Origin of the sequence: Adhaeribacter aquaticus DSM 16391 (assembly GCF_000473365.1) — a bacterium.
GTDB classification, from domain to species: domain Bacteria; phylum Bacteroidota; class Bacteroidia; order Cytophagales; family Hymenobacteraceae; genus Adhaeribacter; species Adhaeribacter aquaticus.
Genome location: NZ_KI421517.1, coordinates 2,271,585 through 2,288,208, shown reverse-complemented (window position 1 = coordinate 2,288,208; position 16,624 = coordinate 2,271,585). Strand labels below are relative to the sequence as shown.

19 protein-coding genes are annotated in these 16,624 nt (G+C 41.5%); 1 reads left to right on the top strand and 18 read right to left on the bottom strand.

Annotated features, from left to right (window positions below; all coding sequences use genetic code 11):
* Positions 1 to 6: 6 nt before the first annotated feature.
* From ADHAQ_RS0112140 to ADHAQ_RS0112060, 17 genes are all read right to left on the bottom strand, one after another.
* On the bottom strand, positions 7 to 1,461 hold the full coding sequence (locus tag ADHAQ_RS0112140) for a complex I subunit 4 family protein (protein WP_026463165.1): 1,455 nt from the start codon (positions 1,459 to 1,461) through the stop codon (positions 7 to 9).
* 14 nt (positions 1,462 to 1,475) lie between these two features.
* Positions 1,476 to 3,425, bottom strand: a complete 1,950-nt coding sequence (gene nuoL, locus ADHAQ_RS0112135; RefSeq protein WP_084523833.1) for an NADH-quinone oxidoreductase subunit L — start codon at positions 3,423 to 3,425, stop codon at positions 1,476 to 1,478.
* A 92-nt stretch (positions 3,426 to 3,517) separates the two neighbouring features.
* Positions 3,518 to 3,847: an NADH-quinone oxidoreductase subunit NuoK gene (gene nuoK / locus ADHAQ_RS0112130; RefSeq protein WP_026463163.1), complete on the bottom strand. Its 330-nt coding sequence runs from the start codon at positions 3,845 to 3,847 to the stop codon at positions 3,518 to 3,520.
* Positions 3,848 to 3,993: 146 nt separating this feature from the next.
* Complete coding sequence (locus ADHAQ_RS0112125; protein WP_026463162.1) at positions 3,994 to 4,512, bottom strand: NADH-quinone oxidoreductase subunit J family protein; 519 nt, start codon at positions 4,510 to 4,512, stop codon at positions 3,994 to 3,996.
* Between the two features lie 75 nt (positions 4,513 to 4,587).
* On the bottom strand, positions 4,588 to 5,118 hold the full coding sequence (locus ADHAQ_RS0112120; RefSeq protein ID WP_026463161.1) for a NuoI/complex I 23 kDa subunit family protein: 531 nt from the start codon (positions 5,116 to 5,118) through the stop codon (positions 4,588 to 4,590).
* Positions 5,119 to 5,160: 42 nt separating this feature from the next.
* On the bottom strand, positions 5,161 to 6,246 hold the full coding sequence (gene nuoH / locus ADHAQ_RS0112115; RefSeq protein WP_026463160.1) for an NADH-quinone oxidoreductase subunit NuoH: 1,086 nt from the start codon (positions 6,244 to 6,246) through the stop codon (positions 5,161 to 5,163).
* Between the two features lie 6 nt (positions 6,247 to 6,252).
* Complete coding sequence (locus ADHAQ_RS0112110) at positions 6,253 to 7,245, bottom strand: NADH-quinone oxidoreductase subunit G (protein WP_026463159.1); 993 nt, start codon at positions 7,243 to 7,245, stop codon at positions 6,253 to 6,255.
* Positions 7,246 to 7,304: 59 nt separating this feature from the next.
* On the bottom strand, positions 7,305 to 8,651 hold the full coding sequence (gene nuoF, locus ADHAQ_RS0112105) for an NADH-quinone oxidoreductase subunit NuoF (protein WP_026463158.1): 1,347 nt from the start codon (positions 8,649 to 8,651) through the stop codon (positions 7,305 to 7,307).
* Positions 8,652 to 8,739: 88 nt separating this feature from the next.
* Entirely contained in the window at positions 8,740 to 9,249 is a 510-nt protein-coding gene (locus ADHAQ_RS0112100) for an NADH-quinone oxidoreductase subunit NuoE family protein (RefSeq protein ID WP_026463157.1), read from the bottom strand.
* A 61-nt stretch (positions 9,250 to 9,310) separates the two neighbouring features.
* Positions 9,311 to 10,567, bottom strand: coding sequence for an NADH-quinone oxidoreductase subunit D (locus ADHAQ_RS0112095; RefSeq protein WP_034256783.1), 1,257 nt, complete (start codon positions 10,565 to 10,567; stop codon positions 9,311 to 9,313).
* Between the two features lie 150 nt (positions 10,568 to 10,717).
* A complete protein-coding gene (locus ADHAQ_RS0112090) occupies positions 10,718 to 11,230 on the bottom strand; it encodes an NADH-quinone oxidoreductase subunit C (protein WP_026463155.1) in 513 nt (170 codons plus the stop codon).
* Between the two features lie 3 nt (positions 11,231 to 11,233).
* Positions 11,234 to 11,776: an NADH-quinone oxidoreductase subunit B gene (locus ADHAQ_RS0112085; protein ID WP_026463154.1), complete on the bottom strand. Its 543-nt coding sequence runs from the start codon at positions 11,774 to 11,776 to the stop codon at positions 11,234 to 11,236.
* 95 nt (positions 11,777 to 11,871) lie between these two features.
* The gene (locus tag ADHAQ_RS0112080; protein WP_026463153.1) at positions 11,872 to 12,252 is read right to left on the bottom strand and encodes an NADH-quinone oxidoreductase subunit A; all 381 of its coding nucleotides are present in this window, start codon (positions 12,250 to 12,252) and stop codon (positions 11,872 to 11,874) included.
* A gap of 226 nt (positions 12,253 to 12,478) precedes the next feature.
* Complete coding sequence (locus tag ADHAQ_RS25495) at positions 12,479 to 13,381, bottom strand: cation diffusion facilitator family transporter (RefSeq protein WP_051359880.1); 903 nt, start codon at positions 13,379 to 13,381, stop codon at positions 12,479 to 12,481.
* Positions 13,382 to 13,428: 47 nt separating this feature from the next.
* Complete coding sequence (locus tag ADHAQ_RS27245; RefSeq protein WP_026463152.1) at positions 13,429 to 13,956, bottom strand: heavy metal-binding domain-containing protein; 528 nt, start codon at positions 13,954 to 13,956, stop codon at positions 13,429 to 13,431.
* Between the two features lie 158 nt (positions 13,957 to 14,114).
* On the bottom strand, positions 14,115 to 14,696 hold the full coding sequence (locus tag ADHAQ_RS25485) for a helix-turn-helix domain-containing protein (RefSeq protein ID WP_034256782.1): 582 nt from the start codon (positions 14,694 to 14,696) through the stop codon (positions 14,115 to 14,117).
* A gap of 33 nt (positions 14,697 to 14,729) precedes the next feature.
* The gene (locus ADHAQ_RS0112060) at positions 14,730 to 14,975 is read right to left on the bottom strand and encodes a DUF2798 domain-containing protein (RefSeq protein ID WP_157433405.1); all 246 of its coding nucleotides are present in this window, start codon (positions 14,973 to 14,975) and stop codon (positions 14,730 to 14,732) included.
* A 211-nt stretch (positions 14,976 to 15,186) separates the two neighbouring features.
* Here ADHAQ_RS0112060 and ADHAQ_RS0112055 point away from each other — a divergent pair, with 211 nt between their 5' ends.
* Positions 15,187 to 15,465 carry a hypothetical protein gene (locus ADHAQ_RS0112055; RefSeq protein ID WP_026463150.1) on the top strand — a complete coding sequence of 93 codons (279 nt, stop codon included), beginning with the start codon at positions 15,187 to 15,189 and terminating at the stop codon, positions 15,463 to 15,465.
* A 79-nt stretch (positions 15,466 to 15,544) separates the two neighbouring features.
* On the opposite strand, the gene ADHAQ_RS25480 is transcribed toward ADHAQ_RS0112055, so the two are convergent.
* Positions 15,545 to 16,621: a YncE family protein gene (locus ADHAQ_RS25480; RefSeq protein ID WP_051359879.1), complete on the bottom strand. Its 1,077-nt coding sequence runs from the start codon at positions 16,619 to 16,621 to the stop codon at positions 15,545 to 15,547.
* Positions 16,622 to 16,624: the final 3 nt, after the last annotated feature.

Sequence of the window (16,624 nt, the reverse complement as noted above, 5' to 3'; positions counted from 1 at the left end):
TTCGAATTATCTGTTAATAATGCCTAATATGTGACCAACAGAAGGTTCGGTTAAGCTTAAGAAAGTATTTGGGTGTAACCCAATCCAGAAAACCATTATTACCAACGGAATCAAGACTGCTTTTTCAGTGCCGGTTAAATCTGCGAAAGTAGCTGTTACAGCGTTTTGCTCACCGAACATCACGCCCTGGAACATCCGCAACATGTAAACCGCACCCAAAATAATGGTTAAACCGGCCACTGCACCCATCCAGTTGTTGTATTGGTACACGCCCGATAGTAGTAAGAATTCGCCTACGAAACCATTTGTTAATGGCAGCGCTACAGTACCTAATAACAAAATTAAAAAGAAGATAGATAAAGCTGGCGTGGTTTGGGTAATACCACCTAAACCTGATATTTCGCGGGTGTTAGTGCGGCGTTGAATGATATCGATGATGAAGAATAAACCAACTACGTTAATACCGTGGCTCAACATCTGGATAATACCACCTTGCATACCGTGTTCATTTAAAGCAAAAATACCAGCAGCAATTAAACCCACGTGCGAAATAGAAGAGAAAGCTACTAAACGTTTCATGTCGTTCTGGCGGATAGCAATAATAGCACCGTAAACAATACCTATTATCGCCAAAACTATAACTAACTCATCCCATTGGCTAACACCTTGCGGTACTACCGGCAATAACCACCTAATAACACCATAGATACCCATCTTCAGCATGATACCGGAAAGTAACATGGTAGCCTGGGTTGGCGATTCGGTATATGTATCGGGTTGCCAGGTATGGAAAGGGAACACCGGCATTTTAATGGCGAAGGCAATAAACAAAAACCAGAAAATCCAGCTTTGGTCGGTCGTGTTTAAGCTTAACTGGTAAAAGGCATTAATATCGGAAGTATGCGTGCCCGGGGTTTGGAAATAAAGATATACAAAGCCCACCAGCATAAACAACGAACCAATAATGGTGTACAAGAAAAACTTGAATGTAATTGCAATACGACGTTCGCCGCCCCAAACACCAGCAATAAAGTAAATCGGAATTAAGGCAACTTCCCAGAAGAAGTAGAATAGAAACGCATCAAAGGAAGTAAATACACCAATCAAACCGGTTTGCATGAACAGGATTAAAGCGTAAAATACGTTTGGGTTTTTATAAGAATGCGGGAACGACGAAAGAATAATTAAAGGTATCAGGAAGGCCGTTAAGAAAACCAGCACCAGACTGATGCCGTCCATCCCAATTGAAAAATTAATACCAAAGTTTTCTATCCAGGTATGGTCAAAGGTAAACTGCCGGTAAGCATTGGGCTCGTATTGCACCATCGCGTACAAAGCCAGAACAAACTCAATAATTGCGGCTCCGAGGGCTGCTCGTTTGGCATTCTGACCTTTTATAAAGAGAATCAGTAAACCAGCTAATGCGGGCCAAAGGAGTAAATAAAGGGTAAGGTTAGACATATCTCAGTTATAACTTATCTGATAAAGAAGTTCAGGATTAGAATCAGGGCGATGCTAATAACCATCGCAAAAATATAGAAGCCAATGGCGCCAGTTTGTAAATAGCGCAGGTTGCGGCCACCCGCCAGGGTAACTTTGCCAAAACCGTTTACAATTGGATCGATAATGCCTTTCTCTACAAAGTGGTGTAAACCAGTTGAAAGCCACATTATCGGGTTCACAATAAGGGCGTTGTAAAGCTCATCGATGTAATATTTGTTGTAAACCAATTTGTGGAAGCCACCAGTTTCCGTTTTGTCATTAGCCGGAACAGTATTTTTGCTCACGTACATGACATAGGCAATAACAATGGCTACCACGGCTACGGCTACCGAAACTGCCATTAACATGTATTCCGTGTTGTGGTCTAAGTGCGCTTTTTCGAAAGCACTTGGTAAGGCTAAGCGTGAGAAACCTAAAACCGGCTCTAAAAAGTTAGATAAGATATGGTTTTCGCTGAATACTGCCGGTAAGCCCATGAATCCACCAATAGTAGATAAAATTGCCAGGATAATTAGTGGTAAAGTCATGCTAACCGGCGATTCGTGTAAGTGATGACGTTGTTCTTCGGTGCCCCGGAAGGTGCCAAAGAAAGTCAGGAACAACAGGCGGAACATGTAGAAAGCTGTCATGAAGGAGGTTAATAAACCAAAGGCCCACATGATTTTACTGTGTTCGTATACTTGGGCTAATAACTCGTCTTTGGAGAAGAAACCAGCAAATGGCGGAATACCCGAAATGGCTAATGTTCCTATTAAGAAGGTTAAGAAGGTAATTGGTAATTTCTTGCGTAATCCACCCATAAACCGGATGTCCTGCTCACCACTCATAGCATGGATAACACTACCAGCACCTAAGAACAATAAAGCTTTAAAGAATGCGTGCGTTAATACGTGGAACATGGATGAGGTATAAGCCATTACTCCCAAAGCCAGGAACATATAGCCTAACTGGCTCACGGTAGAGTAAGCCAGAACTTTCTTGATATCGTTTTGGGCTAGGCCAATAGTAGCGGCAAAAACGGCCGTAGCTAAACCAATAATGGCAATAAATTCTAATGAAGTAGGGGCTAAGGTATATAATACGTTGGAGCGGATAACCATATATATACCAGCGGTAACCATGGTTGCGGCGTGGATCAAGGCTGAAACTGGGGTAGGACCAGCCATCGCGTCAGGTAGCCAGGTGTATAGCGGCAACTGGGCACTTTTACCCATGGCACCCACAAACAATAACAAGGTAATAGCGATTATTACCGGTTGGTTTACTTCGTGTAATTGCGCTGCCTGCTGGAAAATATCGGCATAGGTAACGCTGCCGAAAGTCATGAACAACAAGAAGATACCTAATAAAAAGCCTAAGTCACCGATACGGTTAATGATGAAGGCCTTTTTAGCGGCGTTGTTATAAGGGGTAACTTTGTTCCAGAAACCAATCAGTAAGTAAGAGCACAAACCTACGCCTTCCCAGCCGACGAACATCATTACGTAGTTAGAGCCCATCACCAGCAGCAACATCGAGAAGATAAACAAATTCAGGAAGGCAAAGAATTTACCGAAGTTGATATCGTGGCTCATGTAGCCAGCGGAGTAAATATGGATAACAGAACCTACTCCGGTAACCAGCAACAGCATAATTAAGGAAAGTTGATCTATCTGGAAGGAGAACGGAATACGCAGGTTACCTACACTTATCCAGTCAAATAAATTAACTACGTAAGGCTGGCCATTAAAATTGGTGAACAGGTAAAGTGCCAGCGCAAAAGAGGCTAACACGGTGCCGCAGCCAATTAAGCCAGCTAAGCCTTTTGGTAATTTGCGGTTGCCAAGGCCATTAATTATGAATCCGATTAAAGGTAAAAGCGGAATAAGTAAGCAGAACAAGGCCATATCTGAGTTGATGACCGGAAGTAAGTTTGTTTGCATCCTTTAGTTTAGTTGTCAGTTTTAGTTGTTCGTTCTTAGCGATACAACTGTATATTTTAATTGATGAAAGTCCTGATGTTTAAAATTAATTATTACCACTTCAGGTTGCTCAGGATATTAATATCCGTAGAGCGCAGGTTGCGGTAAATCATTACAATTATAGCTAAGCCCACACACACTTCAGCGGCTGCTACGGCCATAATAAAAAATACAAAGACTTGTCCGTTGGCATCGGAGCGGTATGCCGAAAATGCGGTTAATAATAAATTAACTGCATTCAGCATTAATTCGATGCACATGAAAATAACAATGGCATTGCGGCGGGTGAGTACGCCAATAATACCAATTACAAATAAGGTGCTGCTAAAAAACAGATAGTACTGTAAAGGAATGGTTCTGATTACCTCAGGAATTTCGTTCATTTTATTTTAGCTATAGTAGCTGTTTATTATTGAATTTAGCTTGCGCAAAAGCGGCGCAATTTACCGCCATTTTGCTATTTACCCAAATAATGTGGCTTAATGCAAATACAAATGGCGACACGTTCTGTCGCCATTCAATACAAATTCTAGAAATGCCGTTGCTGCGTTTCCTTCTTACCCAACATAACCGCACCCACCATCGCGGATAAGAAAAGAACCGACACTAACTCAAACGGTAATAAATATTTGGTAAACAATAACTGCCCCAGGTTTTCTACCAGGCCAATCTGAGAATTGAAGTTTGCTGTATCTACGGCACCCAATTCAGCGTCTTTTAAAACAGCAATCATAATAACTAATAACAAACCTCCTGAAATTACCCCGGCTACTTTCATCAACGTTGATTTGTGCTGTGTTTCTTCTGTTTCCTGATTCAGGTTCAGGAACATAATTACGAACAGGAATAAAACCATAATAGCACCGGCATATACAATAATATTAACTGCTGCTACAAATTGGGCGTTCAATAAAATATAATGCCCCGATAAGGTAAAGAAAGTAAGGATAAGACAAAGCACGCTGTACACTGGGTTCTTAGAGAAAACCACACCTAGTGCAGCGAACAAGGTTAAAAAAGTCAGGAAGTAAAAAAGGTTACCAGTCATTTTCGTTAGTTAATTAGTTGATGGACAACATTCCACATTTAGATTTTCTGGGGAATGTTGCCTATCAACTGTGGACTAATATCTGTATTTGATGTTTTCTTTTGAATCAGCTCTTTCCAATGGTTCTACTAGGCGATCTTTGCCGTAGATAAACTCATCGCGCTCGAAACGAGGCGGTGCCGTTTTATCATTTTGCAGGAAAACTGCTTCTTTCGGACAAGCTTCTTCGCATAAGCCGCAGAAAATACAACGCAACATATTTATTTCGTAAGTCACGGCATATTTTTCTTCCCGGTACAGATGCTCTTCGCCTTTTTTGCGTTCGCCGGCTACCATTGTAATAGCTTCGGCCGGGCAGGCTACTGCGCATAAACCACAAGCCGTACAACGCTCACGACCCTGTTCATCGCGCCGTAACACGTGTAATCCCCGAAACTCACGACCAAACTCGCGTTTTTGTTCCGGATACAGGATGGTCGGCTTTTTCTTGAAAAAGTGACGCATGGTAATGGATAGCCCATTGAAGATAGCCGGAAGATACATCTTCTCGGTTACCGTCATCGGCTTTTGCTCCAATACTTTTTTTCTATTTGATAAGGATTCCATTTTCTCCTTTATAGTTAAATTTTTTAAAACACCAGGTGCCGCTTACCATCCGAAATGTTCAGATAATAAAATAGCAGTACCCGTTAAAATAATATTTATAATGGAAAGGGGAATCAGTCCTTTCCAACCCAAATTCAATAATTGGTCATAGCGGAAACGAGGTAACGTCCAGCGAACCCACATAAAGAAAAAGATAAATGCAAAGATCTTCAGGAAGAATACGCCAATACCCATAACCGTAATGATATTATGCGCTACTTTGGGATCACTCGAAAGTAAAGCACCAATTTCATTCTGGAACGGGAAATTAAAACCGCCGAAATACAGCGTACTCATTACCGCAGATACTACAATTATATTTACATATTCCGCAAATAAATACAAACCTAATTTCATCGAGCCATACTCTGTATGGTAACCACCCACTAATTCCGCTTCCGATTCAGGTAAGTCAAAAGGTGTTCGGTTGGTTTCCGCAAAAGCACAGGTTAAAAAGATGATGAAACCTAAAGGCTGATAAAAAATATTCCAGTTCATGCCGGAAATGCCAAATAAAGGTTCCGCTTGTTGTAAGGCAATTTCGCGTAACGATAAGGTTCCGGTCATCATCAGTACCGCAATAAGCGAAAGACCTAATGCTATTTCGTAGCTGATGTTCTGGGAAGCCGCCCGGATAGCTCCTAACAACGAAAACTTATTATTGGAAGCCCAGCCACCAATCATGATACCATACACACCTAAGGAAACCACCCCGAAAATGTATAACATACCAATGTTTACCTCAATGCCCTGGATGCGGATAGCACCAAATTCATCGGATAAAATAGTGTTACCAAAAGGTACTACCGCGCTGCTCATTAAGGCTGTTAACATAGCCAGGGACGGACCAGCAATAAATAACCATTTATTAGCAGTAGCCGGGATGAATTCTTCTTTAAAAAACAACTTTACGGCGTCGGCTAATGGCTGACCTAAACCCCATGGACCTACCCGGTTTGGGCCCGGACGATCTTGCAGGAAACCGGCAATACGGCGCTCGGCCCAGGTGCAGTAGGTGGCAATTAAAAGCGTAATACCAAAAATGGCAAGTATAATTAAGGCCTGTATGGCTAATGCTGGGATCTCCATGCTTCTTTAGAAAGGTCTCGGAATAATTTGTAATTCTTTGGTCGTACTTTCGGGTAAATCAGCAATCACTTGCGGATTAATAACCGGTAATTCGTAATGATTTGCAGAAATAACGGAGGCACGCGGTATATGACGTGGGCCATCAATCGTCCAATCAGCTACTTCTTTTTTCTCAAACCGACATTCGTTGCAGATAAAATCTACTAGTTCGCCGTATTCGTTTTTGCGACCTGTAACGCGTAATACATCCGAACCACGCATCCACAATACTACTTTACCGGCACATTTCGGACAATCGCGGTGTGCATCTACCGGTTTGGTAAACCACACGCGGTTTTTGAACCGGAATGTTTTATCGGTTAAAGCTCCTACCGGGCAAACATCAATTACATTACCAGAGAAGTCATTATCAATGGCATTCTCGATGTACGTGCCAATTTCAGCAGCATCGCCCCGGCCTAGTACCCCGTGCACTCGCTTATCCGTAATCTGGTCGGCGGTATAAACGCAGCGGTAGCACAAAATACAACGGTTCATGTGCAGCTGAATTAACGGACCAATGTCTTTCCGCTCGAACGTACGGCGCTCTTCTTCGAACCGTGTACCGGAAGTACCATGGGCGTAGGAGAAGTTTTGTAAATCGCACTCACCAGCCTGGTCGCAAACCGGGCAATCCAGCGGGTGGTTGATCAATAACATTTCCACTACGCCTTTGCGGGCTTCCATTACCTGAGGCGATAAGGTGTTTTCTACCACCATTCCATCCTGAACCGGCGTCACGCAAGATGCAACCAGTTTAGGCATCGGACGAGGATCTTTTGCAGAACCAGCAGTTACTTTCACCAGACAAGCGCGGCATTTACCACCGCTGCCTTTTAAGGGCGTATAGTAACACATGGCCGGCGGCACTACATTGCCACCAATTTTGCGGGCAGCATTCAGAATGGACGTTCCATCCGGAACTTCCACCTCAATACCGTCAAAAGTTATTTTAGCCATTCTAAATATTCCTTTATTTATTTTCGTCTCTTGAGACTACTTAAGTCAAACTAATTTAATTAAGCAAAAGCTAAATCTTCAGCTCCGCTGTAAACGGCACCCGGCGCCGTAGCTTTTTCCGGATGTTTCACGTGCCATTCAAACTCATGACGGAAATGACGTACGGCACTAGCTACCGGCCAGGCTGCTGCATCACCCAACGGGCAGATGGTATTTCCTTCAATTTGTTTCGACACATTTACTAATAAATCTATATCGTGCATATGGCCATGGCCGTGCTCAATGCGGTGAAGAATTTTCTCCATCCAGCCGGTTCCTTCACGGCAAGGGCTGCACTGTCCGCACGATTCGTGGTGATAGAACCGGGAAAAGTTCCAAGTGTTACGCACAATACAAGTGGTATCATCCATCACAATAAAACCACCCGAACCTAACATGGTACCGCTCACAAATCCACCTTCAGAAAGTGATTCATAAGTCATGACCCGTGGTGTACCTTCGGCTGTTTTCAAAAACAATTCACCTGGTAAAATCGGCACCGAAGAACCACCAGCTACAATAGCTTTAAATTTCCGGCCTTTCCAGATACCACCGCAATACTCGTCGGAGAACAAGAATTCTTCTACCGGTAAGCCTAATTCAATTTCGTAAACGCCCGGGTTGTTGATATGACCAGAAGCCGAAATTAATTTAGTACCGGTACTTCTACCAACCCCAATCTTTGCATATTCTTCACCGGTATTATTTACTATCCAGGGCACAGAAGCAATTGACTCTACGTTATTCACCACAGTAGGGCAGCCGTAAAGACCCCAAACCGCCGGGAAAGGAGGCTTGTTACGCGGGTTGCCGCGTTTACCTTCCAGTGATTCCAATAAAGCCGTTTCTTCACCGCAGATATAAGCGCCACCACCCGGGTGCACGTGTAAATCTAAAGAGTAACCAGAACCCAGAATGTTTTCGCCTAATAAACCGGCAGCATAACACTCGGCAATTGCTTTTTCTAATATGCGCAGCACGAACATTAATTCGCCACGGATATAGATATAGGAAGTACGCGCACCTAAAGCATAGCTGGAGGTAATCATACCTTCAATCAAAGCGTGCGGAATTTTCTCCATCAACACCCGGTCTTTGAAAGTGCCAGGTTCTGATTCGTCGGCGTTGCATACCAGGTAACGTGGTTTGCCTTCCGGCTTTGCCAAAAAGCTCCACTTCATACCAGTTGGGAAACCGGCACCACCCCGACCACGCAAACCAGACTTCTTCACTTCCTCCACCACTTCGTCGGGCGTCATGGTTTTCAGGGCTTTCTCTACACTCCGGTAACCACCCATTTTGCGGTAGGTTTCCAGTGTATTAATGCCTGGTACGTTTATATGTTCAGTTAATATTTTTAGTCCCATTGTTGTTTAGCCTTTCGCTAGTCGAATATCTTTCTACAATATTCTTTTTATATAATCCGCTGCCTTGTTCAGGTAGCAGAAACTAAATCTATTCTTTTCTTAAATCGTCCAGCAGTTGGTCCATTTTCTGCGGGTCCAGGTTCTCGTAATACTTCTCCCGGATTTGCAACATTGGGCCCATTCCGCAGGCAGCTAGGCACTCTACTGTTTTTAAGGTAAACATGCCGTCGGCACTGTTCTCGCCTACGTGGCAACCCAAACGGTTTTCTAAGTGCTCAATTAAATGGTCAGCTCCGCGCAACATGCAAGGGCCGGTGCGGCATACTTCCAGCACGTGTTTGCCAACCGGTTTCAAGTTGAACATGGTATAAAAAGACGAAACTTCGTATACCTCAATTGGCTGGATATCTAAAATCTCAGCTACTTTATCCTGTACCTGCGGGCTTACCCATCCGCCAAATTCGGCCTGGGCAATGTGCAGGATAGGAAGAATAGCTGACTTTTTCCGGTCTTCCGGATAATGTGAAATATATCTTCTGATTTCGGCCATGGCCTTTTCAGAAAATTGTACTTCGTTTTGTGTTTGTGTTCCTTCCATTTATTCTATAAGGAATTCCAGCCAAATGCTATTTAAGAGCCCTTGGCTGAATCTATTAGTTTTAAGCGTCTAATTCTCCAGCAATTACGTTCATGCTACTTAAAATTAAGATAGCATCTGATAATTGCGAGCCTACTACCATTTCAGGGTAAGCCTGGTAATATATAAAGCAAGGGCGACGGAAGTGTAAGCGGTAGGGCGTACGGCCACCATCACTCACTAAATAAAATCCTAACTCTCCGTTTCCACCTTCTACCGAATGATAAACTTCACCCACCGGTGCTTCAATCTCACCCATAATAATTTTAAAGTGATAGATTAAAGCTTCCATGTTTTTATACACGGCCTGCTTAGGCGGTAAAAAGTATTCCGGCGCATCGGCGTGGAATGGTCCTTCGGGTAAGTTTTCTAATGCTTGCTGAATAATGCGGAAGCTTTGCCAGATTTCTTCGTTACGAACCATAAACCGATCGTAGGTATCGCCGGTTGTACCTACCGGAACTTCAAAATCAAAATCTTGGTAAGAAGAATATGGATTCATTACGCGCACATCGTAATCTACGCCAGCTGCCCGCAAATTTGGTCCGGTAAAACCGTAGTTTAAAGCACGTTCTGCGGTCATCGGGCCAACCCCTTTTATCCGGTCCACAAATATGCGGTTGCGGGTAAACATCGATTCGAACTCTTTCATTACTTTCGGGAATCCGGCAATCCACTCGCGTAGCTTATGAATAGCAACCGGCGATAAATCGCGCTCTATGCCACCAATGCGACCCATATTAGTTGTTAAACGGGCACCACTGATTTCTTCGTAAATCTCGTAAATTTTTTCCCGCTCCTGAAATACGTATAAGAAACCGGTAAAAGCACCAGAATCCACACCCAGAATAGAATTACAAATTAAGTGGTCGGCAATACGCGCCAGTTCCATTACAATTACCCGGATGTAATCGGCCCGCTTCGGTGTTTTTACACCTAATAACTTTTCTACTGTCATCCACCAGCCCATGTTGTTAATAGGGGAGGAGCAGTAGTTCATGCGGTCGGTAAGCGGGGTAATCTGGTAGAACGGACGACGTTCTGCAATTTTTTCGAAAGCCCGGTGAATATAGCCGATTGTCGGAACACCCGAAACAATCTTCTCACCGTCCATCTGTAATATATTCTGGAAAATACCGTGCGTAGCCGGGTGCGTAGGCCCCAGGTTCAGCGTGGTAAGTTCACGTTCGTTTTCGTTATATTGAGCAGGCAGTGAATCCGGAATCCTATCTAATCCCTGATTTGTTTTCACTGTTTCCTCTGTTGTAAATTCTGCCATTTGTTTATAGTTGGTAGTTTTTAGTGTTTAGTTGTTAGTTTAGATATTTTGAAATATTTAAGCTAACACCTTCAACATTCAACTATTGGTTCTTTATTTGTTCAGCTATTCTTGTTTTTTTATCAATCACTAATAGCTAGCCTCTAATTACTATCGTCCAAAGAACACGTCTACTTTGTCTTCACGGGTGCCATCTTCCAATGGATATTCTTTCCGCATTGGGTGGTAGGTCATATCTTCCACATTTAAAATACGGATAAGATTTGGGTGACCTTCGAATTGAACACCATAAAAATCGAAAGTTTCACGTTCCATCCAGTTGGCAGTGGCGTAAAGATTCGTGGCGGTTGGTACCACCGGGTCTTCAATCGGGAAGAATATTTTAATGCGTAAGCGTACATTATGCACCAGGCTGTGCACATGGTAAATCACGCCCAGTTCCTGATCTTTATTTTCCGGATAATGAATGCCGCACAAAGAAGTGAGAAAATTCATTTTTAAGGTCGCATCGTTGTATAAATGCGTTAAAAGCGGAATAATTTGGTCGCGGGTAGTCGTAATGGTTAAAAGACCATACGGCTCGTGCGCATCAAAAATGGCCTCGCCAAACTTCGCGGTAATATTTTCTAAAACTTGTTCGTTGGTTAACCCTTGCTCGGCCATTAGTTATTTAATATTGTAAGAAGCTAATAGTTCCTGATACTCCGGTGAGTTCCGGCGACGTAACGATTCGTTTTTGGCTAATTCCTGTACCTGCATTAAACCATCTAGTACCTGCTCCGGACGAGGAGGGCAACCTGGAATATACACGTCAACCGGGATAATGCGGTCAATGCCTTGTAAAACACTATAGGTATCGAAAATACCACCAGAACAAGCACAAGCCCCCATGGCTAACACCCAACGTGGCTCAGCCATTTGTTCATAAACTTGTTTTACAATAGGAGCCATTTTCTTTGCAATCGTTCCCATTACCATTAACAAATCGGCCTGACGGGGCGAAAAGCTAGGGCGCTCGGAACCAAAGCGTGCAATATCGTAATGCGAACCCATGGTCGCCATAAATTCAATACCGCAGCAGGAAGTAGCAAAAGGCAATGGCCAAAGAGAATTACTACGGGCAATACCAACTACTTTTTCCAAAGAAGTAGCAAAGAAACCAGCTCCTTCTACGCCTTCCGGCGCATCTACCATTTTTATATCACTCATGTCTGTTTCTGTTTTAGCGTTTAAAATAGGAAATATCCTAAATCCTAAACACAATTATCAGCATAAAAGTTTTCCTGGATTTATAATAATCCAGACTATTCCCAGTTCAGGATACCCTTTTTAATCACGTAGTAAAAGCCTAACATCAGCATGGCCATGAATACGATCATTTGAATAAAACCGTCCATGCCCAAGCCCCGGAAATTTACAGCCCAAGGGTATAAGAAAATTACCTCAACATCAAAAAGTACAAAAAGAATAGCCGTCATGAAGTATTTGTAAGATACCGGCGTACGGGCATTTCCTACAGATTCTACTCCACATTCCCAGGCAGCATCTTTTACTTTAGAATGGCGTTTGGGGCCAATTAAGTGCGTAACTATAATGGCAAAAAGTACAAAGCCTAAAGCGGCGGCAAATTGTATTAATATAGGTAAATAATCGGATGGTAATTGCAGTCCTTCTGTTGTTTCCATTTTGTCTGCTAAATTTTAATATTTGGGGCGAAATTAGATATTATTTGAGTATAAACAAAAGATGTAAACCCACATCTTTTGGTTTAGATTAATTTAGATAAAATTTAAATAGGCACTTATCATATAACGAAAAAAGGTAAAAATTTATTTTTGTCATACTTAAAAGACTCAAAATTCTAAATTTTGTAATTCTCATGATACTTTGCGGCTCATAACGTTTTTTATTTTAATGGGTATGAAGGCATTGTTCCTTATTACCAAATTCCTCTATCTGAATAGTAGCATGGGCAATTTTGAATTTATGGAATAAGTCATCGTGGATGCCGGGAAGTAAGTTTTTTTGCTGCTTGTCTTTCACGACCACATGTGCTGTTAAAGAAGTATCGGTTGTACTCATTGCCCAGATATGCAAATCATGTACTTCGGCTACACCATGTAAATTCTCTAAATATTGCCTTACTTCCTTCACATTTACCGATTTGGGTACGCCATCCAAACTTAGACGCAACGATTCTTTAAATAAATTCCAAGTACTGGCCACAATTACCAGAATTATCAGGATACTTGTTATGGAGTCAACCCACAGCCAACCTGTATAAAAAATAACGATACCAGCTATTACTACTCCTAAGGAAACCAACGCATCAGCCGCCATGTGTAAATAGGCACCTTTTATGTTGATGTCATGGTTCTTTTCTTTTAGGAAAAGAAGAGCAGTAAACGTATTAATCAAAATCCCTACACCAGAAACAATTGCTATAGATTTTCCATTTAAGGCTTGAGCTTCGCCAAAACGAGAAATAGCTTCCCAACCAATTGCGCCCATAGCTATTAATAATATAATAGCATTAAATAGAGAGGCTAAGGTTGTTGATTTGCTGTAACCAAAGGTGTATTGGTTGTTTGGTTTTTTTTGAGATAGCTTGATGGCTGTAAGTGCCAGAGCCAGGCTAAATACATCACTTAAATTATGGCCTGCATCCGATAGCAACGCTAACGAATTATAGTACCAACCAGCTCCGGCTTCGGTTATAACATATAGTAGATTTAAGAAAATTCCTATAATAAAAGCTCTGGTTATATGTGCCGGAGGAGCATGATGATGGCAATGATTAGGTGAATGCACCATAAAAACAAATAGCTATTACCAAGTTAGCGGGGGTAAAGTACTGAAATTTATTTAGCTACTAATCTTCTATCAATTAAGGCTGTACCACATTTAGGACAAGTGCCCGGAAGGCTACTTTCACTGCCTGCACATTTCTGCGGGCAAAAATAATTTAAAGCCGTAGCCTGATTTTTATCAAATTTAGCTATTAAGCTTTGCCCTTTAATGTTTAAGTTAATAATTATGGCTGTGGGGGTTAACCCTTGTACTGGTAATTCAAAATGAGTATTAGCAACCGGTATTAAATTCTGTGAACCTAGGGTACGATCATTATCCCGTAAAATAGCCATGCCCGAAACACCGCGTAAAGGAATACTATGCTCGTGCATATCCAGCAGGTAAACAACATACTTGCCTCTATCTTCTACCAGTTCTATATGATAATCGCCTACAGATTTTACTGTGCCACCATGATGCGCTTTATGCGAATGAACGGGAGCACTTGCATGCGTTTGTCCTTTCTGCGCCATAGTAGTGCCAGCCAGTAAAAATAAAAAAGTTACTCCAACAACCCAACTCAGCCCCTTGATATTCATTTCCTTAGTTTTTATATATCTTATTCTTTTACGGAAATATCCTTGCCACGAATAAGTCGATTCCGAAATTTATCTAAAATAGATACAAATTCTAAGCCAGCTTTATAAGTTGTCAGGTTTCATAACTTTTATAGCCATGAAAGAATTAAAAATAATTGTTAAATAAGGGCATCCAACGAATTGCGCGAAGGGGTTGCCGCATGTTTGTATTCGCTGACAGAAATACCTGTTACTTTTTTAAACTGGTTGGAAAGGTGCTGAACACTGCTGTACTTTAGGTTAAAGGCTATTTCGCTTAACGTTAATTGCCCGTAGCTAAGCAGTTCTTTTACTTTCTCTATTTTAAGTTTAATAAAATATTTCTCTATAGTAATGTTTTCCTGGCGTGAGAAAATTTTACTTAGCTGCGGGTAAGGTATTCCTGTTTTCTCGGAAAGAAAGCTGGAAGTAGTAACAGGCTCGTAATTAGTTTGATAATGTTCTAAATAGTCGATTAAAATTGTTTTTATTTTTTCAGATACCTGCTTTTCCGGGTCGGCTATTAGTTCAAACCCTTCTTGCAATAAATCAGAATTTACTTGGTTGAAATTGGCATAATCTTTCGGTAAGGCAACAGTAGCCTCTCCTAAGGTAACCTGATTTACTTCTAATCCTGCCTTTTGCAAAACACGGGTTACGGTGCTGATACACCTGGGGCAAACCATGTTTTTTATATGAAGTACTTGTGTTGTTAAAGCCATCAGCAAAAAAAGGAAATAATAAGTTACGAATCGTTATCTAGGCCATTTCTGGGTTATTTTATTTACCAACGGAATTATACCTAAAACAGTAGTAGCCGATAATATAAAAATAACTAACATACACCAGAATAACCGGCTAAAAAAACCTTCCGTCATGCCAAATAAATAAACGATAAGGGCAGTTGAAATAAAAAAGCTGAGCATAAAAAGGACTATTAGGTTTCGCTGCAGCTCTTTTTTATTAAAATAGGTTTTGGGTGCAATTCTTCGTTTACCCATGGTCATAATTGTTGAGTAGTACTTTTAATTAAACGAAAGTATTAAAAAATATATAGATAGGAACAAAGCATTTTTTGTGAAACGCCTTACTTGCGTATTTCCTGACGGTACAAATTAACTAAACTATTGGGGTGTGCGTAAACTACCGGTAAGGCTAAAGTATAGTTGCTGCTTTAATCAGCATGAACTGAAAACAACAATAAATAAGACTATGAAAATACTATCTGAAAAAATAAAAACCATTGGCTTAGCTTTCCTGATAGGTGTATCAGTAAGTATGGGAGCCTGCAGTACAGGTACCAGTGAAGGGGAGGTTAGTGTTGAAGAAAGCGATGCGAAAGACAAAGATCCAACGGAACATAATGTTAATGGGAAAAGCTCAGCGCAAATAAGCACTGATACGGTGGATATGGATAATGCCTATGAACGAACTGATGGCGATAAGGGCGTCCATGATCGGGATAATGATGGCATGGCGGATAAAAAATAAATATAGATAAGAAAACAAAACATAAAAAAGGCCGGGCCGCTAGTTAATTAGCAGGCCCGGCCTTTTTTAGTATAAAGAATTATTTAAATATAAAGCCGTTCGGACCAATGGCGGTAGCAAACGAATCAATAGCTGTACCGTTGGTATTGTAACGGATAGCTTTACTGTCGGCCGTAAAAGAACCCGCAAGTGCACCATAAATAATATTAGTATTGGGATCAACCCCTAAACCATAAAAGTTACGATTAATAAAGGCAGTGGTAGGCAAAGAGGTAGCTGTAATATCTAACTGATATACTTTACCGGCAGCTTTATAATAGAATTTGTTTTTCTCTTTGTTACTGGTTAAACTATTAGGTGAGCCTGTTTTAGTTGCAAAAGGCAAGGTGGCTTCTACTGCGTTTGTGCTGGTATTAATCCGTGATAAACTGCCGGCGGTGCTGGCGGCTACATCAACTGACCAATCACTGTTATAAGCGGTTTTACCGCCTGCCAGCACCCATATTTTATTATTGGCGTCAACGGCCAGGCTATTAGGAGAATCACCTACGGTAATGGTTGTTTCAACGACATCAGTAGCGGTATTAATAACCGAAACGGTATTACTGTTAGAATTGGTAACATATAATTTATTATTTACTACTACTAAACGCTCCGGTAAAGCACCAACTTCTATGGTTTTAGTAACCGTATTGTTTGCTAAGTTTATTACACTTACCCGACCGTTGCCCGAAAAAGCTACCCATTCGGTTACATAGCCTTTATTATTAGCTACCGTAAAATAACGAGGCAATTTTAAACCTTCTATGCTGCCAACTGATTTAAAAGTGTTAGCATCGGTTATTTCAATTTTATTGCTGTTATTAACAACCACATAAGCTTTCTCATTGAAAATGGTCATAGACTGTACCACATCGCCGAGCGGACGATTATTTACAGAATAAAAAATGTCCGTTTCTGTAGCTTTGGAAGAAGGATTATAAAAGCTAATGGCACCATTACCTTTACCAAATGCCCCTTCGTTCACTACAAATACCCCTTTTTCATAGGAGCCCTTAGGGCCTTCGGTATTTTTTTCGCAACTGGTGAAAAGGAAAGTATTGGCTAATAAGAAACCTCCTAAAAGGATTCGGGTAAGAAAAGACTGTTTTTTCATGTT